This is a genomic window from Pseudoalteromonas sp. S8-8 (genome assembly GCF_000497875.1).
Taxonomy (GTDB): Bacteria; Pseudomonadota; Gammaproteobacteria; order Enterobacterales; family Alteromonadaceae; genus Pseudoalteromonas; species Pseudoalteromonas arctica.
The window spans coordinates 67,044-89,195 of record NZ_AUTR01000047.1; the positions used below are offsets into that span (position 1 = coordinate 67,044).

The 22,152-nt window shown below is 38.0% G+C and carries 21 protein-coding genes and 1 pseudogene; 16 read left to right on the forward strand and 6 right to left on the reverse strand.

Annotation, left to right across the window (positions count from 1 at the left end):
• Nucleotides 1–19: 19 nt before the first annotated feature.
• A pseudogene (locus L659_RS0116355) lies at nucleotides 20–1,645 on the reverse strand (PRTRC system ParB family protein); the annotation flags it as partial.
• Between the two features lie 170 nt (nucleotides 1,646–1,815).
• Nucleotides 1,816–2,988, reverse strand: a complete 1,173-nt coding sequence (locus L659_RS0116365) for a DNA polymerase III subunit beta (RefSeq protein WP_024591255.1) — start codon at nucleotides 2,986–2,988, stop codon at nucleotides 1,816–1,818.
• A 386-nt stretch (nucleotides 2,989–3,374) separates the two neighbouring features.
• Between L659_RS0116365 and L659_RS0116375 the strand changes: the two genes are divergently transcribed.
• The 7 genes from L659_RS0116375 to L659_RS1000000123735 are packed head-to-tail and all read left to right on the forward strand — an operon-like array spanning nucleotide 3,375 to nucleotide 9,709.
• Nucleotides 3,375–4,151, forward strand: a complete 777-nt coding sequence (locus L659_RS0116375) for a thioredoxin fold domain-containing protein (RefSeq protein ID WP_024591256.1) — start codon at nucleotides 3,375–3,377, stop codon at nucleotides 4,149–4,151.
• On the forward strand, nucleotides 4,152–4,919 hold the full coding sequence (locus L659_RS0116380; RefSeq protein ID WP_024591257.1) for a hypothetical protein: 768 nt from the start codon (nucleotides 4,152–4,154) through the stop codon (nucleotides 4,917–4,919).
• Nucleotides 4,916–5,074, forward strand: coding sequence for a hypothetical protein (locus L659_RS1000000123730; RefSeq protein ID WP_155945836.1), 159 nt, complete (start codon nucleotides 4,916–4,918; stop codon nucleotides 5,072–5,074). The genes L659_RS0116380 and L659_RS1000000123730 overlap by 4 nt, the downstream gene beginning before the upstream one ends.
• Nucleotides 5,064–5,807: a TraV family lipoprotein gene (locus tag L659_RS1000000123265; RefSeq protein WP_024591258.1), complete on the forward strand. Its 744-nt coding sequence runs from the start codon at nucleotides 5,064–5,066 to the stop codon at nucleotides 5,805–5,807. Before L659_RS1000000123730 ends, L659_RS1000000123265 begins: the two co-directional genes overlap by 11 nt.
• A gap of 19 nt (nucleotides 5,808–5,826) precedes the next feature.
• Nucleotides 5,827–8,397 carry a TraC family protein gene (locus L659_RS01000000123055; RefSeq protein ID WP_024591259.1) on the forward strand — a complete coding sequence of 857 codons (2,571 nt, stop codon included), beginning with the start codon at nucleotides 5,827–5,829 and terminating at the stop codon, nucleotides 8,395–8,397.
• A gap of 14 nt (nucleotides 8,398–8,411) precedes the next feature.
• Complete coding sequence (locus L659_RS0116400) at nucleotides 8,412–9,131, forward strand: HDOD domain-containing protein (protein ID WP_024591260.1); 720 nt, start codon at nucleotides 8,412–8,414, stop codon at nucleotides 9,129–9,131.
• A gap of 8 nt (nucleotides 9,132–9,139) precedes the next feature.
• Nucleotides 9,140–9,709 carry a hypothetical protein gene (locus tag L659_RS1000000123735; RefSeq protein WP_139016102.1) on the forward strand — a complete coding sequence of 190 codons (570 nt, stop codon included), beginning with the start codon at nucleotides 9,140–9,142 and terminating at the stop codon, nucleotides 9,707–9,709.
• On the opposite strand, the gene L659_RS0116405 is transcribed toward L659_RS1000000123735, so the two are convergent.
• The 4 genes from L659_RS0116405 to L659_RS0116420 form a co-directional block, all read right to left on the reverse strand.
• Nucleotides 9,651–10,670 carry a hypothetical protein gene (locus L659_RS0116405; protein ID WP_024591261.1) on the reverse strand — a complete coding sequence of 340 codons (1,020 nt, stop codon included), beginning with the start codon at nucleotides 10,668–10,670 and terminating at the stop codon, nucleotides 9,651–9,653. The genes L659_RS1000000123735 and L659_RS0116405 overlap by 59 nt on opposite strands.
• Nucleotides 10,671–10,689: 19 nt before the next feature.
• The gene (locus tag L659_RS0116410; RefSeq protein WP_024591262.1) at nucleotides 10,690–11,718 is read right to left on the reverse strand and encodes a hypothetical protein; all 1,029 of its coding nucleotides are present in this window, start codon (nucleotides 11,716–11,718) and stop codon (nucleotides 10,690–10,692) included.
• A 61-nt stretch (nucleotides 11,719–11,779) separates the two neighbouring features.
• Nucleotides 11,780–12,628 (reverse strand): recombinase RecT, encoded by an 849-nt coding sequence (locus tag L659_RS0116415; protein WP_024591263.1) that lies wholly within the window; start codon nucleotides 12,626–12,628, stop codon nucleotides 11,780–11,782.
• Between the two features lie 324 nt (nucleotides 12,629–12,952).
• The gene (locus L659_RS0116420; RefSeq protein ID WP_024591264.1) at nucleotides 12,953–14,014 is read right to left on the reverse strand and encodes a replication initiation protein; all 1,062 of its coding nucleotides are present in this window, start codon (nucleotides 14,012–14,014) and stop codon (nucleotides 12,953–12,955) included.
• 897 nt (nucleotides 14,015–14,911) lie between these two features.
• On the opposite strand from L659_RS0116420, the gene L659_RS0116425 reads away from it, so the two are divergent.
• The 9 genes from L659_RS0116425 (at nucleotide 14,912) to L659_RS0116470 (ending at nucleotide 21,814) form a co-directional block, all read left to right on the forward strand.
• On the forward strand, nucleotides 14,912–16,027 hold the full coding sequence (locus tag L659_RS0116425; protein WP_024591265.1) for a PD-(D/E)XK nuclease-like domain-containing protein: 1,116 nt from the start codon (nucleotides 14,912–14,914) through the stop codon (nucleotides 16,025–16,027).
• Between the two features lie 91 nt (nucleotides 16,028–16,118).
• The gene (locus tag L659_RS0116435; protein WP_024591266.1) at nucleotides 16,119–16,835 is read left to right on the forward strand and encodes an LPP20 family lipoprotein; all 717 of its coding nucleotides are present in this window, start codon (nucleotides 16,119–16,121) and stop codon (nucleotides 16,833–16,835) included.
• Between the two features lie 5 nt (nucleotides 16,836–16,840).
• Nucleotides 16,841–17,320, forward strand: coding sequence for a metal-dependent hydrolase (locus tag L659_RS0116440; protein WP_024591267.1), 480 nt, complete (start codon nucleotides 16,841–16,843; stop codon nucleotides 17,318–17,320).
• On the forward strand, nucleotides 17,317–17,853 hold the full coding sequence (locus L659_RS0116445) for a hypothetical protein (RefSeq protein WP_024591268.1): 537 nt from the start codon (nucleotides 17,317–17,319) through the stop codon (nucleotides 17,851–17,853). Before L659_RS0116440 ends, L659_RS0116445 begins: the two co-directional genes overlap by 4 nt.
• A gap of 123 nt (nucleotides 17,854–17,976) precedes the next feature.
• Complete coding sequence (locus L659_RS0116450; protein WP_024591269.1) at nucleotides 17,977–18,441, forward strand: hypothetical protein; 465 nt, start codon at nucleotides 17,977–17,979, stop codon at nucleotides 18,439–18,441.
• Nucleotides 18,442–18,477: 36 nt separating this feature from the next.
• Entirely contained in the window at nucleotides 18,478–18,756 is a 279-nt protein-coding gene (locus L659_RS0116455) for a hypothetical protein (RefSeq protein WP_024591270.1), read from the forward strand.
• Between the two features lie 457 nt (nucleotides 18,757–19,213).
• Nucleotides 19,214–19,627 carry a hypothetical protein gene (locus L659_RS0116460; protein WP_024591271.1) on the forward strand — a complete coding sequence of 138 codons (414 nt, stop codon included), beginning with the start codon at nucleotides 19,214–19,216 and terminating at the stop codon, nucleotides 19,625–19,627.
• A gap of 221 nt (nucleotides 19,628–19,848) precedes the next feature.
• Nucleotides 19,849–20,688: a tyrosine-type recombinase/integrase gene (locus L659_RS0116465; RefSeq protein WP_010552625.1), complete on the forward strand. Its 840-nt coding sequence runs from the start codon at nucleotides 19,849–19,851 to the stop codon at nucleotides 20,686–20,688.
• Nucleotide 20,689: 1 nt separating this feature from the next.
• Nucleotides 20,690–21,814 carry an IS91 family transposase gene (locus L659_RS0116470; RefSeq protein ID WP_024590281.1) on the forward strand — a complete coding sequence of 375 codons (1,125 nt, stop codon included), beginning with the start codon at nucleotides 20,690–20,692 and terminating at the stop codon, nucleotides 21,812–21,814.
• Nucleotides 21,815–22,152 lie beyond the last annotated feature (338 nt).

The window sequence follows — 22,152 nt, forward strand, 5'->3', positions numbered from 1 at the left end:
GAAGTTATGTAAAAAGGGATTAGCGTTTGAGTAGTGTCAATAACGCTGGTGGCGCGTATTTCTGCCAGTTAAATTTAGTGCCTAAAATTGATTTAATAAAATCGGTCTTTTTGCCAGTGTGCATTATTTTAAAGCTACCCTCCGCATGTTTATTAGCGGCTTGTGCAAAGCCACTACCAGAGCATAGTTGTTTAAGCCCCTCAATCGTGTAGCTTGAAATATTCTCTTTACTCGGTTGCCATTCTTGCACTGCTTTATCAGCAAGCCCATCAATACTTTGAAATGCGACTTCATAAAATTGGAATGCATTTGCATTATCAGCACCATCACTAGTTAATATGAAATTAGTAATAGATTTTGAAAGTTCATCCAAGATTTCTTTTTTCGTTTTGGTTGAAGCAAGCTCAGTAGCTATTTTTGCAACATTATTAAACCCTCGTTGCTTAGAGTGGGCGCTAGTTACACACGCAACAGCAAGGCTTAATCTAAATAGTTCGTTATCCTTTAATTCATTACGAGCAAAGTCCACCAACTCTTTTTTATGAGACTCAATGACCACGTTTGAAGGTTGGCAAACAACAGGCTCTACAGTTTCTTGTGTTTCGTCAGGCGCACTAGTTGTTTCAGTATCCGCTTCATCAATATTACTTTTATTGTCGTTCTCGGATTTCGGAATACTTTTTTGAATTTTTTTCGTTTTTGCTTTTTTTGCTTTAGCGAGTGCTGCAACACACTTATCATTGCAGTCAACATCAATACACTGATTTTCAATAACAGTGCCTTCATGTGCTGGGCGGTCATCGAGTATACTGATGCGCTTAGAACAAAGGGCGCAACCGCTAGTGAATTGTGTTTCACCTACGGTAGTTGTATCAACTTTTCGTCTATCGGCTGGATTAGACTCACTAAAAAATAAAACTTTACCGTATTTTTCTTCTAACTTATTTTTTTGGTCACTTAAATATGCTTGTGTCTTATTTCGGTAGCATGTACCAAACGAACACGTAGAGCTTTTTTCATCACCTAAATCGAACAAACCCACTTGGCGCTCACTGTTATGTTTACATGAGTTACAATCTGCTTTATCAAATTTGGCCGTACCTAATGGCAACTGAACTTTAGTTGCTCGTTGTTTTAACTCAGCGACAGTCAATTTTTCATCAATAACACGTTTTAATGTGCCGATTTGAATTTTCTCTGGCAGGATAGATAAAATTAATGCATGACCTGCTTTAATCTTGCCTTTGTCTAGCGCGTCCAATACTTGATCACAACAATGAACTAGCTCAAGTCGTTCGTTTAGTTTTTTAACACTCCACATAAGGCGCTTGGCTGCACTTTCTCTATCGCCATTGAAAAAGCTTAACCAGCGTTTTGACGCTTGGATTTGACTAACAAAGTCTAAGTCCTGACGCACTGTATTTTCGCAAAGGTGCTGCTCCATAGCTTCACGGTCAGTAAGCTCTTTATGCTCAACATCAATTAATTCTAAACCGTTACTGATAGCCGCTGATACGCGTCTGTGGCCAACAACGATTTCAAGCTCACCTTCACTGTTTGTGCGAACAACAGGCTTTTGTATAATGCCAATATTACGAATTGACTCACACAGTTCGTTAAAGGCCTGTTCATCGTTTTTTCTGCGCGTGTTACCCCCTGTTCAGCAGGGTTAACAGTGATGCTACGTGAAGTAATAGATGCATTTGCCGTAGTAGCTGCGGCTTCATTCTTTTCAGTTACAGTATTCATTAATAATCTTCCCAAGACTTAATAAGTTATAAGTATGCTAACCAATTGCGATATTCTGGCTACTGATCAGGTTCGTAGTGGTAGCACTATCATGCGGCTGGTTTCATTTTCACCTTGGATAACGAGATATTTATCTTTCGGGTGCTGTCCAATCCGCGCAATTTTGCTTGTTACGTTAGCCACTGCTTGCATTAGGAAGTTTAAATTTACAGATAGCGCATTTTCAGGTTTAAGAGTCACCTTTGATTTAAGATAGTCCTCACCAAGCGTTTTACCGCCTTGCACTGTGCGTAAATGGGTTTCTTGAGTTGTATCGTCAATCAATAACTCTATAGCGGGTAGACGCTTGTCAATGGCGGCAGATAAGCGCCCCAATGCATCAGCCATATCTTTTTGCTCTAAATCCATTAACCAATCTGGTTCATTTAAAAATAATTCGGATAAGTCAGGGAATTTATTATCAAGTAACTGAGAGCGAATAAGTGTACTTTTAAAGGTGATTTCGCATGAATTGGTATCACAACGTAGGCGTACTAACTCACTTGCATCACTTACTTTTAGTCCTTGAATCATATCAATTAACTTAGTGGGAATAACGATATTGAAATCATTCTTAGAATTTGTAACATCAAGCTTATTATCGTAAACACGGTATCCATCGGTAGCAGTTAAAGAAATTACTTTTGCTGAACAGTTTAGCTTTATATTTACACCATTTAGGGCAGGTCTTGTGCTGTTATTGACCGCCACAGAGCCACGCGCTTGCACAAGTACGTCTTGAAGTCGCTTTAGGGGAATAGTTAATACTGAATGTTCAGCACTTAACTTTGGTGGTGCTGGGTACGCGCTAGGGTCTGCGGTATCAATTTTCATCTTTGAACGTTTGGCAGTAATTAACCCACCATTTTCGCTAAAATCATCCCATGAGATTTTTACAGGCTCGTTTGCATCAAAAGACGTATAAGCACTAACAATGGATAAAAGCTTTTCACCTGAAAGTAAAACCTCTTTATCTTCACCCAGCATATCTATATCGCTTTCAAAATTTTCTATTCTACGCGCCATAGACTGACCACCATTTGAAGCACTCGCGTAAGCAGCAAGCTTGCCACCTTTATTCGTAATAAGAATGCGAGCGAACTCAAGCACACCGTTACTCTTTTTGTTAGAGCAAGCAAGGCGAGCGATAGGGTTTAAAATTGATATAAAGTCTGCACAGGGTAATTTAATAAAAGACATTAGGGCTACTCTCCGTAAAAGTTAAATCAATACTACGTTTATTTGAAATCCTGACTACCGAACGGGAATTAGGTTGAATCCCGCGTAAATAATGGGGTTAGCTAGTGTTGAAGAAAGTTTGAGCGTAAAAGAGTCAATAAGTACAAGCGTATTTGGTGATCGAGCTTTTAAATTCACAGATTAATTTTAAAAGGTTTAACAACCGTAAATAAATGGGGTTATAGCGGGATTGGGTGACGGGTTTTAAATCCACAGAATAATTTTAAAAATAACGATTCAAATGAGTATTTAAATAATTAGAGAGGCACTTTATACCCTCTGTATTTTTAGCCAAGCCATTTACAGGATGTAAAAATAGGCCTAATCACATTAGATAGGCCTTAATTATGAAGTTAAATATGAAGAATATGGTAACGCTTGCATTAAGCGTTACATTTTCGTTAGCAGCGAATGCCGAAGGCGTAAAAGTTGAAAAAAGCCAAGCAGAAATTGTACTGCAAGCCGCTATAGATAACTTTACAAAACTTGTACCAATTCCAATTGTCGCAATTGAAGAATCACCACTTCCAAATATGGTGCAAGTTGTTACCGAAAAAGGCGTGTTTTATGCCACTAAAGATGGAAAATATATTGTTGCTGGTAATGTTCATGAAGCTAAAGAAGGCCTCCCTAATTTAACTAAAGCGCGTTTAGCAAAAGAAAATGGAAAGAAAATTACTGAATTAAAAGATAGCTTTATTACATACAAGGCTGAAAACGAAACAAGTGAAATAGTAGTTTTCTACGATACCTCATGCCCGTACTGCACAAAATTTCATAATGAAGTAGAAGACTTCAACCAAGCGGGTGTAACTGTCCACTATGCAGCATGGCCAAGACAAGGCGTATACAACCAACAAAATAAAACACAGTACACTGGTGCTTATTACAAATTAGAAAATGTGTGGTGCGCTGAAAACCCTAAAGCGGCCTTAGATGCCGCAGCACATAGAGCGAACGTGCCAAGAAGTACGTGCGAAAACACAATCCCTGAGCAATTTGCACTGGGATTAAGTTTAGGTGTAACTGGAACGCCTGCCGTTTTCTCAATTGATGGGCAACTAGTTCAACGAGGATATGCACCAGTTGATGATCTAATTAAAAATCTGAGAGGCGTTAAGTAAATGAAATTACTAACCCTCCCCATTATTGCGGCACTTCTAAGCGGTTCTGTTTTTGCAGAAGAAAAAGTAAATAAAGATGAAGTTAAGTTACCTATACCGTCACGCACTGAATTTGCAGAGCAAACAAAACGTGACCTTGGAAAATACGGAGCTGTAAACGCCATTCAAGAGCTACCAATCTCACGCTTGTATTTTGTCGAAGCTCAAAGTGGAAGTTATATCATTAGTTCTGACGGTCGTTTTGCTATTGAAGGAACAATAAAGGACGTATGGCATAGAAAAACGCTCAAAACCGTTGACGATGTGCGCGATACACTACGTATGCCATTATCTGAAATGAAATTCGACTTCCAAAAAGACCTAGCTTCACTTGTTTTGGGTAACCCTGATATACCGCGCCAAGGAGTTATTTTTGGGGACCCAACAGCAAAACATACCCAAGAATTTGTAGCAAAGATTAACGCTAACAAAGAAAAATACCATTTCGTATTTGTCATGATGCCGCTGATTGGTGGAGAGGATGCAGTAAAACGCAGCATGAGCATACTTTGTGCACCAGATAGAGAGCTTGCAATAGAAGATTTAGCTAACAACACAAGCGAATCATTCTTGGACACCAATGAAGGCTGCCCTGACCAAAATTTAATGTTTACTGTTTATATGCAGGAAATTTTTAAAATCACCAATTTACCGCATGTTGTACGAGAAGATGGCCTTGTGTCGAAAGGCGCGCCCATTGAGTTAGATAAATGGTTGGAATCATTATGATTAAAACATTAACAGTAATAATTTTGGTAAGTGCATTAGGTGGCTGTATGTCACCAATTGGCAGTGAACCTGATCCGCGCCAATGCCCACGCTACCTCACTCAAACAAATAACATGTGTAATCATTCAGATTTAAGGACTTACAATGAAATTTAAGCTTTTAACTACTTTAACGCTGGTAATGAGTGCTTTAAGCCTTCAAGGGTGTGTTAATTCACTAGGTAAAGAAGAATTTACCTGCCCAAATTTAAAAAAAGGCGGTGTCTGTGGTGGACCTCGTGATGTTTATAAATTAACTAATAACCGCGTTAGTCTTGAGAACCTAACCCAAGAAGAGCTAAACGCATACCGCAATGGCCAAAACACAAATCACGTTTCGTTGTACGAAAGTGATGGTGAAACAAAGCAAGTTATTAGCAATAAAAACAAAACAACTAAACTTGAAAATAAATCTAGTAAGCGTAATACGGACAATGGCGTTACCTATGCTGCGCGTGGAGACGGCCAGCAAACACCCGATAATTACCAAACACCGGAAGCATTACCGCAAACCCGTTTTTCATACCAACAAAATCAATATGAACAGTGGCCAAGCAATAATGAACCACTCGCACCTGAGCCATTAGCAACGCTTGAGCCTGCTCAAGTTATGCGTGTATTAATTGCCTCGTATACTGATTCAGACGGTTTATTACATATGCCAGGATATACATTTGTTGAGGTTACACCAAGACGGTGGAGTTATGGCGAAGCTGCCAACGACAGACCTTCTCGGGTAGTACCGTTAGAAGTAAAACGCCGTAGTGAAGAGCAATTCAACCGTGCTCGTAATCGCTCAAACGGAGTCGATGCTATGGAAGTAGTAAACCCAATCAACCGTAGAAAGTAATTAAAGGGGTATTTTAAAAATGTCTGCATTTCGCCGCCGTAACGAAAAATTATTAAAGCACGAAGCTTTTGCTGATTTATTCCCGTACTTAGAATACTGGGAGGATGAAAAATTATTTTTACTAGAGGGGCCTTATCTTGGCTTTGCATTTAGATCAATGCCCACAAACGGCGGTAATCGTGAAATTTTAAATAGCTTAACCGGTATTTACAAAACAAAGTTTCCCAAAGGAACACTTATACAGGCATCTTTAATTTCAAGCCCTGATATTGAAAATCAGCTCTATGGTTTTCGTGCTGCACGAACTGGACGCTACTTAGGTAAAGACCAAGAGCAAGTTTCATCCATAGCAAAAGCTGTTCATGATTTCTACCGCAAAGGTACAAACGAAGGAATAAATGAATCGGATTTTATATTTAGAACTTTTGAGTTCATATTTACTATAAAAATACCTATTAAACAACTTGTACCAACTAGTAATGAACTAACGGTAGCCAAAGATGTTAAAAAGCGCGCTTTACGCTCACTGTCAATTTTAGGCGCAGTAGAGCTTGATGATGTAGGTTTTCGTCGCCGCTTACGCGTTATGTTCAACATGTTCAATAAAGACAAGTGGCGTACACGCCCGCATTTTAAAGAAAAGTCACAAGCTTCGGGCTTAATGCGTGATCAGATTTTAGATCCTGGCAAGCGAGTTGAGATAGAAGGTAGTGGCATAAAAATACTAGATGATAAAGATAACGAATGTGAATACATTAAATCGTTGTCTGTAACTGAAATGCCAGAAAACATGGTTTATGGTCAAATGATGGACTTGCTTGGTGATTGGCTCGAAGGTAAGGGAGCACCTTTGACAGAGCACTTCATGATCACACTTAATATGTATTATGAAGACGCAGTAAAAGCTATTAAAGATATTAAATCTAAACGTAGTTTTATAAACTCACAGGCAAAAGGCAAGTTAGTGCAATGGGTTGACCGATTACGCTTCCAAAATAAAGACTTTAACGATATAAATCGCGAAATTGAGCAAGAAAAATCAACTATTGTTAAGTATGCCTTACAAGTAAATGTATTTGCTAAAAATGAAGAGCGAGCTGACGTGTTTGCAGAAGAACTTATTGCATTCTACGAGCGTAAGGGCTGTACGCTGGTTGATAATAATTTTTTCACAGTACCGATGTTCATAAGCTCACTCCCAATGGGGCTTAGCGAAGAAGTTGTTAATCTCTCTGGCCGTTATAATGTATGTACTTCAAAAGCACTTCCTTTTTTAACACCTCACATGGGGAGCTGGGCGGGTAACACCTCGGAACCTAGACTATTATTAACGTCCCGATTAGGTCAGTTGGTAAATATCGACTTTTTTAAATCACAGACAAACTATAACTTTTATATTGCAGCTACTTCCGGGGCAGGTAAGTCTTTCTTTACGGGATACCTCATTGCAAACATGCTTTCTTCTGGCGTTAAGTTACAAGATGATCCCGATAACCCAGCACAAAACAAAGATTTTGATGATGGAACTCAAGTTTTCGTAATTGACGTGGGGCGTTCTTACGAAGGTCTAGCAAAGCAGCTGCATGAAGCGCAATTCTTAGTCTTCAATAAAGACTTGGCTTATACACTAAACCCGTTCTCATATATTCATGAGTTTGATGGTGAAGAAGGTCAAGGTATACAATGCCTAGCGCAACTAAAAACAATGGCAGCACCTTCAGGTAAAATTTCAGACTTTCAAAGCTCGCAAATGTTGACCCTGTTAACAGCGCTATGGAATGACAAAGGTAATAAGGCCTGTATTGATGATTACTATGAACTGTGTGTAAAAAGTGAACATGAAGCGGTGAGAGAAATTGGCCACCAGCTTAAACCATTTTGTAAAGGGTTTTACTATGGCGCATATTTTGATCCCGAAAAGCCGCCAGTCGATTTTTCTTCTCGCCTAGTAGTAGTTGAGCTAGAAGAGCTTAAAGGCGACCCGCACTTACAAACAATTGCTTTAATGTCTGTAATTATGTCAATACAGCAAACAATGTACCTTGGTGGGCAAGCACGTCGTCGGATGTTCCTGCTAGACGAAGCGTGGGAATATTTAAAGGGAGATGAAGCAACAAAAGCAAGGCTTGGTTTTTTTAGTCAATTCCTAGAAACAGCTTGGCGACGCTTCAGAAAATATAATGCTGCTGGTGGGCTAATCACTCAATCTGTAATGGATGGTTATAGCTCAGATGTAGGTCGAGCAATTCTTGATAACTCAAATTGGCTACTTTTACTTAAACAAAGAGAAGAGGCCGTTGAAAAACTGCAGAATGAAAAAGCATACTCTGGTAGTGAATTGGATTTTAAACTGATAAAATCAACACATACGGTCCAACCCGATCCATCAAGGACTGATATTGCTTACTCAGAGATTTTTATAAAGTATGAAGGACAATCACAAGTCTGTCGATTATATACTGATAGACGCATACAGCTTACATTAACCACTAATGCCGACGAAAAGCAGCGCAGGCAGGAGTTAATTGATAACGGTTACTCTTTCATGGATGCAATTGACCAAATGGTATTAGAAGACCACCGGCAGTAAATAGTGAAAATTGAATGTTAAATTTGAGTAATGAATCCCTTGTTGTTTTGGAGGTCCGGCGTCTTTTTGGCGCTGGACGCAGCTTGGTTAAAGCTAATAACAAAGTGATAAGTGAGCTAAAGAATGCATGCTTTAACCAGGATTACAACACTGCAAAGATAGTACAATTGGCCCATACAGACGGCGCAGTGCTATCAAAGATAATTGAAATAGCTAATAGATCTGTAAGATACAAAAGAAAAACGCCGATAATAGACCCCGCCCAATGCGTCGCTCGTATAGGTCAAAAATGTATGCAAGGCATCGCTCTTAATTTGGAAATAGAATCCCTTAGCATTAAGCTAAATGATTTCTGGAAAAAAGTTTTCATCAAAATTGAGTCCAATACGCGAAGAGCACTTTTAGAAGCAATGAATTTAAATAAGGGAAACGAAAGTAATAACTTATTTGAAATAACAAATAAAACATTACTTCTCAGTTTATCTTGTTACGCCAAGGCTATTGCATGTTCTAACATCGACATTAAGATGACGAAAGAGTTACTTCAATTTGTATTGACGCCAGAGCCCGTGATGGCTGAATTAATTCAAACGTCGATGGGGGTTCGTGTTGAAATACTAAGTTTTTCTGAAGAAGATATATCAAAGAGTTCATACATTGCTGCTGCAGCATGGGCTGAGGTATCCGGGGAAGCCAACCCAAAACAAGTCTGTAACCTTGAATTTAGTCCATAGGGAGTAATATGAGTGTAGATATATTTGAACATGTTGAGGCTATAAAGGCTGGGGTTTCATACTTTGAAAACCACGACAGTATAATTGATGCAGTTTCAAGCTTGGAAATGATGGCCTTCTTAGAGAATGCATTTAAAGGGCGAAAAGTTAAAATATGTGCTAATTATTCTAAGGCCAGTGGGTATCACTTTACCATCGACAGACCAAAGGCCGGTTTTATAGTTTTAAACTCAGTTTCGGGGCAATGGCATCATGATAATTATATAGAACAATTTCTTATGCGTATAAGACTATGTGAGTTGTCATCGCTGCCGTACCAATGGGTAAACGAACAAAACGAAGGCAACCACGATATAAAACTTTTAATAGTTCAAGATGGAGATAAGAACTATTTAGAGGCGCGTCGGCATTTTGATTTATATGGCGGCGTCCGATCTGACAATCTTTGTAAAACTATTGAGGATTTTACTGTTTCTGCGCAACTGTTATCACAAATAGTGCAACGTGATATAAGCGTAGTTAGAAAAAAATCAAAGGCTCCCTTTGATCATTCTCAGTCCGAACACACGCAACACTAGCATATTCAAAAAAATTGTAATTAGACCGACTGTAAAACACACTAGGTCTTTTACATATAACACCAGTAGTAACATTCAAACATTCGATAAACTCCCCATCTAAGTGCAAAGAGGCACGCTCAGGCATTAAATCATCAATAATAAGAGTATCAATTTGACTATTAACGTCATTCATCAATGACAATGGAACTGAATTTTCTTTTTTAAGGAATAAAACTGAACTATGCACAACTGAGTATGCGCTGCATCCTAAATTAGTACGACTGGAGGTTTTTAAGTCACCAGCTTTAAATAAACTGGAATTAACCTTACTTACAAAGCTATTCATTAATTTAAAACGTTCGCTGTAACGAACATCTATTAGCTTTTTACCATTCACTATCGCAGCATCAACGGCCGTAAAACCAAATCTAGCTGAATAGAAGCCTTCTACAATAGTGTATCCCAAGCCAAGTCGCTTAAAAGCAGCCTTGATCATGTTCGTATATGTCGTTGGTAAAGGTAGTACAGCCCCTTCAATACCAATTTTGTTAGCTGGATAGAATCTAACATTGTAAAATTCATCAAATACAATGACTGACTGAATGCCTGAATAGACTTCTAAGCACGGATGATTTGTTAGGCCATCGATTTGCTTGTCATCTAACTTTGAGTACGACAGAGGCATGATAGGCTTCGATTTTAGTTGTTCTAGCTCTAATGTTTGGACTGGATTGTCATTACGTTTTGCAACTTCAAAATCAATTTGCTCTAAACATGTAATTTCTTCTTCAAGGCGCTCATAAGCCAAATGTTCACGTTTAAAGCCACCAGCAGTAAATTCTTCATACTCAAAGTTCAAACCCATACCACACAGATCTAAACGTATGAAAAATTCAGAGTCGTTTTCATACACCATTATGCGTACTGATTTGCGCTCATTTTCATTACATTTTAATATGACACGAGTTTTAATATTCATTTATTTCACTTTTAATTATTTAACAAAGAAAGTCGCTAACAATAAGTTCTTCAGATGATTCAATATGTTCATGCTCTGCCGGTGATATAGTTTTTACCGGCTCAATCTCACTGCGTTTGTTATTAACCAATATTTCATGGTTGAAATTACCAAAATCAAATGGGTCTAAAGTAACCACATTATTATCAAGAGTGCTGGTGGCACTTTGGCCACGCGATGCAGCAATTTTAAATCCACCATAACGCGGTAAGTTTTTCTGTTTAATTAATTCAGCAGGGGAGAAAAGGTTGGTTTTTCTACCAATTACCCGTCCAAAGTCATTCTTAATCAAAGAGTCTGCTTTTTCTTGTTTGCGAAAAAATACGTTATGCATTTCTACCGCTATTTTATACTTAGCAGTCACAGGTTTACCGAGAATGTTTTCGGGGCATTGTAATGCATCATCTTCTAATGCGCGGCGATAAGTGGACGCTTTGTATATATCAAGCCATTCATCATCATCAAATGCATTGAAGCCGCCGTACTTAATATCAATGTAGAGTCTCTTAATTGCTTCCAGCTCTTTAAGAGAGAGCCCACACGAACCCTTACCTTTGTTTATGTTGAAGTTGATACATGCAGCGATAACTTCGCTGTCAGGCTTTTTAGGAAACTCACGATAATTAATATGGTTATCGTTACCGCAAAGCTGGTACATATCAGTGGTGTATAGGATAAAGTCCTCATGAACCTTTGTCTTTGCGCTTGAGTTAATCAGGTGACGAAAGTAGCCCGATTTTAGCTCTACAACAGCCGTCAGTTGCTTAGTATTGCGGTCAATTGCAGGCACAATACTCACAAAATCAAGTAATTCGTTTAAATCCAATTCTAATTTTAACAATGTTTCATTAAGAGCAAGCAAAACGTCCGATTCATTGACATCGTGCAATGAAATAGGCGTGTTCTCGTGAATTACAACACGGTTATATTCACCTTGAATAAACTGGGTGATTTTTGCTGTTTTATTACTTTTGTAGTGCTCAGCTATAGCTATAATAATTCTACGCACGATAGTTACCCTTTAATTAATCATGTTGATATGGCCACTATAGGCCATATCAATAATCTGACTACTGTTCTAATTGATTAGCCAAGAGAGCGGCAAAATCCTCATCACTCACTGACTCCTCAGTAAAACTCTTAGTTTGTGGCACGTTCGGCGTTTGTTGTTCAAATTTAACAACAACACCAGAGTCATTAATACTTCTGTTATTCGGTAGTAAGCCTAATAAGTTCGCGAGACTATTAAATGTCCTGCGTAAAATGACGTTGCGCACACAGCGACTCGTAAAGTTAACCCAAGCACTTATTCCAGCATCATCTGCCATATGTGTTTTATCAGAAATAATAGATTGAATTTCACTTGTACCAATGTACGAGCAATAGAATGTACCATCCGTAAAGGTGATAACAGAGAAAGCGGCTACAATGGCGTTTCCATCGGTTGTATATGAGTGTATGAATCGCGGTGGCGTGTTTTCACCGTACCATTCAAATTGATCGCCTTCATGCACAACACTGAAGTTGGTAGATTTGATTTTGGAACAGGCGCCGTAAAATTGATTCATGGCCTGGATACCAATTTGAACAGTTGGAAATACTTGTTCACAGTGAGATTCCCAATGTATAAACAAATAGGCTTCTTTGTCATATGGATTAATAGATAAGCCCATATTGGCTATTTCAAGAATGCAGCGAGCTAACTCTTTAGGTTTTATGCTGTCAAAGCTAGGTTTACGGTTGCTATATAATTTTTGTTTGTTAACTTGAGAGGTTATCCAAGCAAATAGTTCACGTAATTGGCTATTGATTTCATTTACATCAAATGAACGGTCAATTTTATTAGTTTCATACGTGGCTATAAGTTGAGTTCTAAATTCTTTATTTAAAAATAAATCGATGTAGTTGTTATGTGACATTGTTTGACTCCAGTTTTTTCAGTAGTTAAACATATTTGAAAATTCTGGCTACAAACTGGGATTTATTGCTTTTAAAAAGTTATACACATATCCACAAACCCTATAATTTATATTAAATGTATAAATACTAGAAAGAGATATAAAACTATAGGGTTTGTATCTCTTTGATTTAAAACATAAAAAAAGTCAATCTAGATCTTAATTATGGTAATGCTGATCACAAAGTTGGTGGTTAGGATCACAATACTGGTGTTACTGATCACTTAAATGGTGTTGCTGATCACTTAACCGGTTTATAGTTAACACATTTATGGTGTCTAAATTTTAGTAATCTAGATCTTTAGTTAACTCTAATAGTGACTCAAGCTCACTCTTTTCATCTTCAGTTACAGTCTTTTCTACATTTTCTTTTTCTGTATAAGATTGTAATGCTTTTTCTACTTTATCCGCTTCTTCATCTATTTCTAAATAACGATATGCCATCATAAGTTTAGTTAACTCGGGAACACTAAGTTTTTCTTTAAGAGTAACTTTTTTTGCAATCATTTCTTTCACTGTTTGTAGAGCGTCTTGAGTGTTCAGCTCATGGTACGTGCCTTTCTCATGCCATTTGATAAGAAATTTAATTTCAGATATGCGATTTCCTTGTGTTTTAACTTCATACCCAATATCACCTGTTTTACTTTCCAGAAATAGCAGCTCTTTCCTAACTATAGGGTGATTGCTTAATCTATCAATGCTATCTCTTATACATCGCTGCATAAAAACACCATTGTTTTTAAATGAGCTTTTATTCTTTTTTAGTTTTCCTCTTTCGTCGAGTAATCCAAATAAGCCTTTGAGTATATCAACCTTAATAAAATGCATCTCAAATCCATCTTTTTTAAAGCGGCTTAGCAACTCGTAAAGCCTCTTAGAATACTCTTGTTTTAGATCTAAGAATGTTTTTGTAGTTATCAGTGCGAACCCATGGTGATATTCAATATATTCACTCTCAAGCATGTCATTAGGAACCATCGTTAATAGTCCCTTTTTATATTTGATATTTTTGAATAGAGGTTTGTAATCGAATTCATCATCTTCCGTTTCAGATTCAATTTTGATGCCCACTTTATAACCTGCAAGCCTTTCTGCAGCAGGAGCTAGCACCGAACCAATATGTTTTGAATCAATGTTTAACCATTCAGATAATTGGTTGGCAGTGTAAGTGTATTGTGGTGTTGATTTAACCCAGTCAGAGCTTTTCATTTGAGCCATCATTAGAGCAAATAAATCGGCCTCGCGTGGTGATAAGTCTTTCCGACTAAATACCAATTTATGACCTTGTTTAATATGTTTAGGTAAGTTAGTTCTTGAAATAGGTATATCACTTAGCTTTTTACTCATAGTCGGACGCCAGTATTGTTGGGTTCTAAATAATTTTAATCTAATAATGTAATATTTCACACCAAGATTGTGTATTCAATGCTTTGTACATTACATATTCTTGGTGTGTGACACCATGATTGTGTAATCGATGCTAGTTACATTACATCTTCTTGGTGTGGTACACCATAAATATGTGTTCAATACTGTATACAATACATCTTCTTGGTGTACCACACCGTGATTGTGAAATTAAGATTTACCGTTACATGTTCTTGGTGTACGACACCAGAATTATGTAATCAATGCCGTATATGTTACATAATCTTGGCTTACGACACCATAATTATGTAATCAATGCCGTACACGTTACATATTCTTGGTGTACGACACCATAATTATGTAATCAATGCCGTATACATTACATCTTCTTGGTATATGACACCATAATTGTGTGTTCTACACCGTGGGCATTACATATTCTTGGTGTGTGACACCACAATTGTGTGTTCAATACTGTGAACATTACATATTTATGGTGTGTGTCACCTTCATTGTGTGTTCAATGCCGTACACATTACATATTATTGGTGTGTGACACCATAATTGTGTGTTCAATGCCGTACACGTTACATATTCTTGGTGTGTGACACCATAATTGTGTGTTCAATACCGTTCACGTTACATATTACTGGTGAGCAACACCACAATTGTGTGTTTAACGCCGTATGCGTTACATAATCTTGGTGTGTAATACCAGAATTGTGTAATCAAAATTATATGCTCTATGAAATTAGTACTGATTAAGTTTAGCTTATAGCAAGATTAACTGCCTGATTAATATGCAATTCTAGGTTAGTAGCCTGAATTTCTATCTATGGCATTATGGTCGGCATAAATAGTTAAAGGGTTAAACCAATGTCAGCAGCAAAACAATTAAGTTATGGTCTTGATGAGATTCAAGAAGCTATCTCTAATGAAGAACTTGCACCTAAGTTAAGTAATTGGGTAGAAAAAGCCATAGAAGCTTTCGATGCTAATGGCGAGCCTAACTATGTTGATTCTAAAGGGGAGTTAATTGAAGGCATTTACATTAATATGCCTAACGATTTGTACCATAGCCTCCCTGCTTTAAGCTCATCTCAACTTAAAGAATTCAAGGAGTCACCACCTCATTACTACCGTAAATATTTATCAGGTATTGAAGTTAAGCGCACGCTTCAAACTCAACGCACATTAGATGCAGGCACACTTGGCCATGAACTAATTCTTGAGCCAGAAGACTTTTACAACAAATACTTTAGAGAATTACTACCTATTGATGAGCCGGATGCTTTGCATACTGAAGCGCAAATTAAAGCTGAGCTGGAAAAGCATAATCTAAAAACAACAGGAACTAAGGCTGTTAAAGCTGAGCGATTGGTTAAACATGATCCAAATGCTAGAGTTTTTGAACATTTACTACGACTTAATCGCGAAAAAGAGGGCGCACAAAGCACCGCAGTAATAGAAGGCGAAGAAAAAACATTGTATGGCGGTAAGCTGGGTGTTGATGGCCAAGTGTGGGATAGCGCTATACGAATTGTTAAATCTTTAAAAAATGAACCTCAAGCTGATGCATACATTAATTATGGCTTACCAGAGGTTGCCATTATTTCACGCTGCCCACGTTCAGGTTTACTTTTGAAGGTTAAATTCGATTGGCTTAGGTTTGACGATGAAGCGGCTGATGTAAAAACTACTCGCTCCGCTAATCCAGATGATTTTTCAAGACAAATGCGCTCGTTGAAATACGATTTACAGCAAGCATTTTATACATATGTTGCAAGTTTAGTGGGCATTCATATACGTCGCTTTTTGTTCGTTACTGTCGAATATGCGTCAGCAGATTATTGCCAACTATTCAAAATTAAAGATACTCGCCTTGCTAAAGCGTTTGCAGAAATGCATCTAGCCAAAGATGAATTCGTCGAATGTAAGCGATCGGGTAAATGGTTAAGCCGCTATAGCGGATCAGTTATAGAATTAGACTAAAAAATTTACAATGTACTTTTTGGGTAGCTGTAATTTTATAACTTGCAGCAGCTCAATGTTAATATTTAACTTTAAAACAAGGTATACATCCATGAAATTGAAAATAACTTCGCTAGCGATGGGTCTAGCTATCTTATCTGGTTGTTCATCAAATGATGATATGGCAGATAGGCTTGAAGCGCTAGAAAATCAACGTGCTGCAAACGAAGCTGCGCAACTAGAAAAATCAACACTACAGCAAGAAAAAGAAATTGAAGCTTCACCTGAGTGGGTACTAGCACCACCAGCGTCAGATTCAACCGGATTTTATGGTGTTGGTATTGCACAATCAAAACAGCTAAATCACTCTCGTCGTGCCGCACGATTACAGGCTGAGTTTGAATTAGCTAAACAAACTGGACAAGAGCTGTCTGGCTCAGAACGTTCGTTTGAGCAAGGTGGTGCAAGCGGTGATGTTAATACGCAAACTACATTTTTGATTGACCAAATAGTTGATTCAATTCCGGTAGTGGGTTACCAAATAGTCGATCAAAAGCTCTCGACTATTAACGGCCAATTCCACGCGTATACTTTGCTGAAGTTGCCATATGAAGAATTTAATAAAGCATTACAGCAATTGAAAGCGAAGACTAATAATAACGCTGTTCAAAAGCAATTTGATGATTTGGAAAGACGCTTAGGTAAACGTCGTGCTGAGAAGGAAAAGGCCACTCAAGCAGAGCACAACCGTGAATTAGAATTAATTGAAGCTCGAACCAAAGCGTTAAATCCAAGCACTGACACTAAAAACAACTCTAACAAGGGGTAAAGACAATGATGTTTAAAAGCCACCTTGCAATAGCAGCTGGTGGCTATCTCGTAGCTTTAGACTTTTTAAGTGATAAATTTGAACAAATTAACTCACAATTAATACTGGGTGGTGCATTAACCTTAATCGGCGCTTCGCTGCCAGATCTAGATCATCCAGGTTCGTTCATCGGTCAGCGTTTTAGATTTATATCTAAGCCAATAAGTTTTGTTTTCGGCCATCGAGGACTAACACATAGCATAATCCCCTTGGCCGTTATTCTGTTTGTATATGGGCAATCTGCTCCGTACTGGCTGCTATGGCTTTGCTTCGGCTATGCAATGCATTTGGTCGGTGATTACCTTACTGACAGCGGGATACCTCTCTGTTATCCGATAACGAAAAAGCGTTTTAAATTTTTATTAGTAACTAAAACTAACACTATTGGTGAGCCAATATTAGTCACTGTTTTCTTAGTTGCATGTTTTCTATGGGTGTTTTTATGAATAAAAAATCTTTTGAAAAAAATAATAATCCATTCGGTACAGATCTTAATGAAGACCTGTGCCAAATAATGTCTTCTGGGCACTACCAGCCCGGCGAAATAATTGAGAACGTTACAATGTTTGATGTTACTCAATTAATCGAAGAGGTTGTTCTTGAGGATGCTATTTATGAAAAAAATAGAATTTTGTATAAATTAGACTATTTCGATTTAATCGTTAGACCCCTTGAGTCTGTCTCCAGTTGGAGAGGCGAAGAAACCGTTAGCAGCCTTTATTTTGAAAGCAGAGTAAAGAATTTTTCATTCTTTGATTATCAGCTACTTTCTGAATTCAACCTACGTTTCAAACTTCTAAAAGTATTCATTAACAATGAAAATCAGCTTTGCTTTTGTTTCCCTTTGATTTTAGAAGGTGTCACTACAGAGCATTTGCTTGGTGCAATACACTCTTACATGACTGATTTGCAGAGTGCTCGGAAAATGATTAAAGAGCTTGTATGCACAAAAGATATGGACACTACATCAAAGCATTAAATGTTTATAAAAGAAATAAGGCGAAGCATAAGGCCGCGCCTTATTTTTACCACCCCAGCTTAGTAGCCTGAATATACATTTAGTATAAATTAGTGCTCTGTTGTTTCCTAAAAGGTAATTATTGTGAAAAAACCTACAAATTCTAAATATTCAGATGATCAGGTCGAGTTTTTAAGTTTGAATGTGAATAAATATTCTTTGGCAGAGCTTACTAAGCTTTTCAATTCAACATTTAAAACTTACAAATCAGATTTAGCTATAAAGAACACGCTATTTCGCAACAATATAAAACGTCCGAAGCCAGCGGGGATAAGTGAAGATACCCTTAAAACCTTTTTTCTGGGCAATACAAATTGCACTGCCGATGAGTTAACGAGACGATACAATAAGGAGTTTGCAAGTAACCTATGTACAGCATCAATTAGAATTAAGCGCAGAAAGTATGTTGAAAAAGTTGTAGAAGAAGAGGAGAGAACGCTTGCGTTTACTAAGTATGATGAAAGTTTAAACCCACATATTAAAGAATTAATATCGTCAGACTGGGGGTTATTGCTTAGCAAGCAGCCGGCAAAAAAAAGCGCAGCATAAATACCTGTTAAAAATTGAGCTTAGAAGGAATTTTAAATGTTTACAGATGAGCAAAAACTATCATGTGCTGTTGGTGAGTTAGTCCATAGCTTAGGGAATTTAATTGTAGATGAAGATTTGCGCTTTGGAGGCTTAACCGTGGCAGATGGTGAAATATTGCAAGCTCTAGGGCAAACGTTACGAACGAAAGAACTGAGCGATGAAAAACAAGTGCTTCAAAATGCAGGAATAAAACCAAGTTTACATTCACGAGCAGAAATTGTTGAGATGGCAGAGGCTATATTGCTAAAAGACTCTGAAAGCACAGGCACTTAAATAATGCTCGTTACGACAGCGTTAGAGTCAACTTTTAAATCCTAATGAAGTACAACGGTGATAGATACATGATTATGTTTGAAATAGATAAAGCTGGCCCCTGTTGCCGGCTTTTTTATTGTCAATTCAATGAAGAACCATTAAACCTGTTAAAAAAGGTGAGTTTGGGTGAAGTAGCTCATATCAGATCTTACAGTTTTGACTAATAGGTTTAGATTCATCTGACAGATATGAGCGATAACCTGACACTGAAAAAGTTAAATTTATTCCTGTGTTTTGAGTAGAAATCTAATTTTGTCCAATAACATTATTAAACGCCGTTTTGGGGCAAAATAACATGCTTAATTTCTAGCTGTTTTAATTACTTGTTTACAAAGGTAATTATTGGTGAAATTATCATGGTATGTAATATACGCCGTTTTGTTGTTTTATAAGCTGTTAGCTTACAAGGAATATTATGAGTACTTTAGATCATTTAACTAATTGGGACATTGAGTTGGTTAAGAAAGTAGTTGATCACTTAAATGAATTCGGAATTGTATCGGATGAAGATGGTTATGGTTTTCCATCTACATGGATTGAAAGGTGGTCAGATGCGTGTACAGACTATTTAAAAATACATGGTTATAAAGGTGGACCCTTATCTGATATTGGTGAATTCTTTAGTGGGTATGGTGCAGTATATGGTTTATATAATACAACTGGAATTAGTTATAAGTCTGCAGGTGAATACATCACCAAATTAGCAACTAGCAAGTCAATCGGACGACTAACACTGTTGCCTTATTTGCTAAAAAACAGCGCAAGTACGCTGCAGTTCCTTGCGGCGTTATCACTGTCCGCTCATGGCACTGAGCCCAACTTCGGCTAAGAGCGATAACCGGACATTGTAAAAGTTAAATTTACTCCTGTTTTGATGAATTGGATCCTAATTTTGTCCGATAACATTATTAACCGCCGTTTTTGTGTGTTATAAACACCAAAAAGGTGTTCAATAGGCTGTTGAACAAAGCCGCTACGCGGAGCTAGCAACCTCCAGCATAATTGCCACACTTGTCATTGGGACTTCCCCCTATTCACCGGAGAAAACCAATGACCCCATTAAGACAACGCGTCATAGACGAGATCCGTTTAAGAGGCTACTCACCACGTACCGAAGAATCTTATATAAATGCACTTGCTCAGTTAGCTAATTACTACGATAAATCGCCTGACTTAATTAATAAGGAAGAGCTTGAGGCGTATTTTAGGTATGTAAATCTAACACAGCACTTGTCGCGTGCAACGATTGCAGTAAAACTCAATGCCGTTAATTTTTTATATAAATATGTACTACAGCGCTCATTCAGCATTGATATCGTATTGCCTAAAAAGGCACACACAATACCGATATTATTAACACGAGATGAGGTTCATCGTCTGTTCTTAAATATGGCATCTGCACAGCAAAAAGTCATGCTTTGTATTTGCTATGGGTGTGGGCTCAGAATAAGTGAATTACTGAATTTACGGGTTGTTGATATTGAATTTAGCCAAGACTGCCTATGGGTTAGAGCAGGAAAAGGCAATAAAGACCGTCGTGTCATATTACCTAAAAGTGCAGCAAGGCGGTTAAACGCTTACATAGCAGGCTTTTCCCTTGGCAGTATACTGTTTTGTACCAACTGGGATAAAGAAAAAGCGATTGATGCAAAAACGTTTAGTCGTGGATTAAAACGTGCGGTAACGCGTGCTGAAATTACAAAAAATGTATCCGCGCATAGCTTGCGCCATGCTTATGCTACACATCAAATTGAAGCTGGTATGCCGCTTCATCAGTTACAAAAACAGCTCGGACATACGAGTATTCGTACGACAGAGCGTTATTTGCATTGGTTGCCAGAGATGGCACATAGTAGCCATGATTTAATGGCTGCGTGGGAGGAGGATTAAGATGGCAACAATGCATCATGTCGCGGATGTCTTAGCGCAACACCTCAGTCACTATAAAAAAGTCCATGCATTAACCTATCAACAACAGCGAGTGTGTCAGCATATACAGGACTGTCGAACCGTAAAGTTAGGCGCTCAGCAATGGCAGTGTGATCGCTGCGATCATAATAAAACGGTGTACTGCGCATGCAGAGATAGACACTGTCCGCAGTGCCAAGGGCATGTTAGCGATCAATGGAGTGAACAACAAAGTAAGGATGTCATCAATGCGCCTTATTTTCATCTGGTATTTACACTCCCTCATGAACTAAATGGATTAGCAAGGCAATATCCGCGTGAGATTTACAGCTGTTTATTTCATGCTGTATGGCAAACCCTTAGTCAGTTTGCGCAGCGTAAAAAACAGCTACAAGGCACGTTAGGAATGACTGCGGTCTTACATACATGGGGGCAAAGCCTTGCTCAACATATTCATTTGCACTGTTTAATTCCAGGTGGCGTATTAACATCGTCAGGTGAGTGGCGGGGTGTTAAAAAGCCGTATTTATTTGCAGTAAAAGCCTTAGCAACCGTGTTTAGAGCAAAAATGCTAGCAGCCATTAGGGCGCATAAACTAACGATACCTCAAAACGAATTGTTAATGACAAAATCATGGTGTGTACACAGCAAAGTGAATTTGACCGAAGCGAAAACGGTGTTGAAATACCTTGGACGCTACACACGTAAAGGCATGTTGCATGAAGGACGGCTTAAGCAAGTAACAAAAGATGATGTCACGTTTAGTTATAAAGACTACCGAGACAGCAAAATAAAGCGAATGACATTAACAGGCATAGAATTTATTAGGCGCTATTTACTGCATGTGCTCCCAAGTGGGTTTATGCGAATACGGCACTACGGGTTTTTAGCCAGTGCGTGTAGAGCAAAGAAACGGGGTATTATCAGCGCACAAACAGACAAGCATGAGACTAAAAATAAGGGAAAGTCAGATACAACAGGTGCGATGAGAGTTAATTGGCCGTGCCCATCATGTAAGCAAGGGCAGTTGATAATGAAAAGCCTCTGTATAAAGGATGCAAAAATAGACGGCCTAGCGACGGGAGGCATAATAATGAATAGTGGTTGAGTAGTAAGTCGAACACTTAAAAACAATTCGTTAAATAAGTTGGTGTGACAGAAGATCAGCTTAAATGCGGTGTTGCCTAAAATAAATAAAAAGGATGACAGAAGACAATAAGCAGGCAGAAACGATATAAAAGAACGTAGAAATGTAATTAATAAACAGTAATTAACCCGTTTAGTAGTAAAAGGGTGTCCAATAAAACTGCAATCGACAACTTCCCTAAAAAAGAGAATTCCTATAGCATTAAACATACCAATAAAAACGTTGAGTGAGGAGCATGCTTCGTTCAACAAGGTATTTATACGATACAAACAACGTAACGTATAAATACTAAGACGTTA

Bases quoted from the DNA above. Each gene is read 5' to 3' on its own strand.
- L659_RS0116365 (WP_024591255.1), bottom strand. From the start codon at position 2,988: ATGTCTTTTATTAAATTACCCTGTGCAGACTTTATATCAATTTTAAAC.
- L659_RS0116375 (WP_024591256.1), top strand. From the start codon at position 3,375: ATGAAGTTAAATATGAAGAATATGGTAACGCTTGCATTAAGCGTTACA.
- L659_RS0116380 (WP_024591257.1), top strand. From the start codon at position 4,152: ATGAAATTACTAACCCTCCCCATTATTGCGGCACTTCTAAGCGGTTCT.
- L659_RS1000000123730 (WP_155945836.1), top strand. From the start codon at position 4,916: ATGATTAAAACATTAACAGTAATAATTTTGGTAAGTGCATTAGGTGGC.
- L659_RS1000000123265 (WP_024591258.1), top strand. From the start codon at position 5,064: ATGAAATTTAAGCTTTTAACTACTTTAACGCTGGTAATGAGTGCTTTA.
- L659_RS01000000123055 (WP_024591259.1), top strand. From the start codon at position 5,827: ATGTCTGCATTTCGCCGCCGTAACGAAAAATTATTAAAGCACGAAGCT.
- L659_RS0116400 (WP_024591260.1), top strand. From the start codon at position 8,412: ATGTTAAATTTGAGTAATGAATCCCTTGTTGTTTTGGAGGTCCGGCGT.
- L659_RS1000000123735 (WP_139016102.1), top strand. From the start codon at position 9,140: ATGAGTGTAGATATATTTGAACATGTTGAGGCTATAAAGGCTGGGGTT.
- L659_RS0116405 (WP_024591261.1), bottom strand. From the start codon at position 10,670: ATGAATATTAAAACTCGTGTCATATTAAAATGTAATGAAAATGAGCGC.
- L659_RS0116415 (WP_024591263.1), bottom strand. From the start codon at position 12,628: ATGTCACATAACAACTACATCGATTTATTTTTAAATAAAGAATTTAGA.
- L659_RS0116420 (WP_024591264.1), bottom strand. From the start codon at position 14,014: ATGAGTAAAAAGCTAAGTGATATACCTATTTCAAGAACTAACTTACCT.
- L659_RS0116425 (WP_024591265.1), top strand. From the start codon at position 14,912: ATGTCAGCAGCAAAACAATTAAGTTATGGTCTTGATGAGATTCAAGAA.
- L659_RS0116435 (WP_024591266.1), top strand. From the start codon at position 16,119: ATGAAATTGAAAATAACTTCGCTAGCGATGGGTCTAGCTATCTTATCT.
- L659_RS0116440 (WP_024591267.1), top strand. From the start codon at position 16,841: ATGATGTTTAAAAGCCACCTTGCAATAGCAGCTGGTGGCTATCTCGTA.
- L659_RS0116445 (WP_024591268.1), top strand. From the start codon at position 17,317: ATGAATAAAAAATCTTTTGAAAAAAATAATAATCCATTCGGTACAGAT.
- L659_RS0116455 (WP_024591270.1), top strand. From the start codon at position 18,478: ATGTTTACAGATGAGCAAAAACTATCATGTGCTGTTGGTGAGTTAGTC.
- L659_RS0116460 (WP_024591271.1), top strand. From the start codon at position 19,214: ATGAGTACTTTAGATCATTTAACTAATTGGGACATTGAGTTGGTTAAG.
- L659_RS0116465 (WP_010552625.1), top strand. From the start codon at position 19,849: ATGACCCCATTAAGACAACGCGTCATAGACGAGATCCGTTTAAGAGGC.
- L659_RS0116470 (WP_024590281.1), top strand. From the start codon at position 20,690: ATGGCAACAATGCATCATGTCGCGGATGTCTTAGCGCAACACCTCAGT.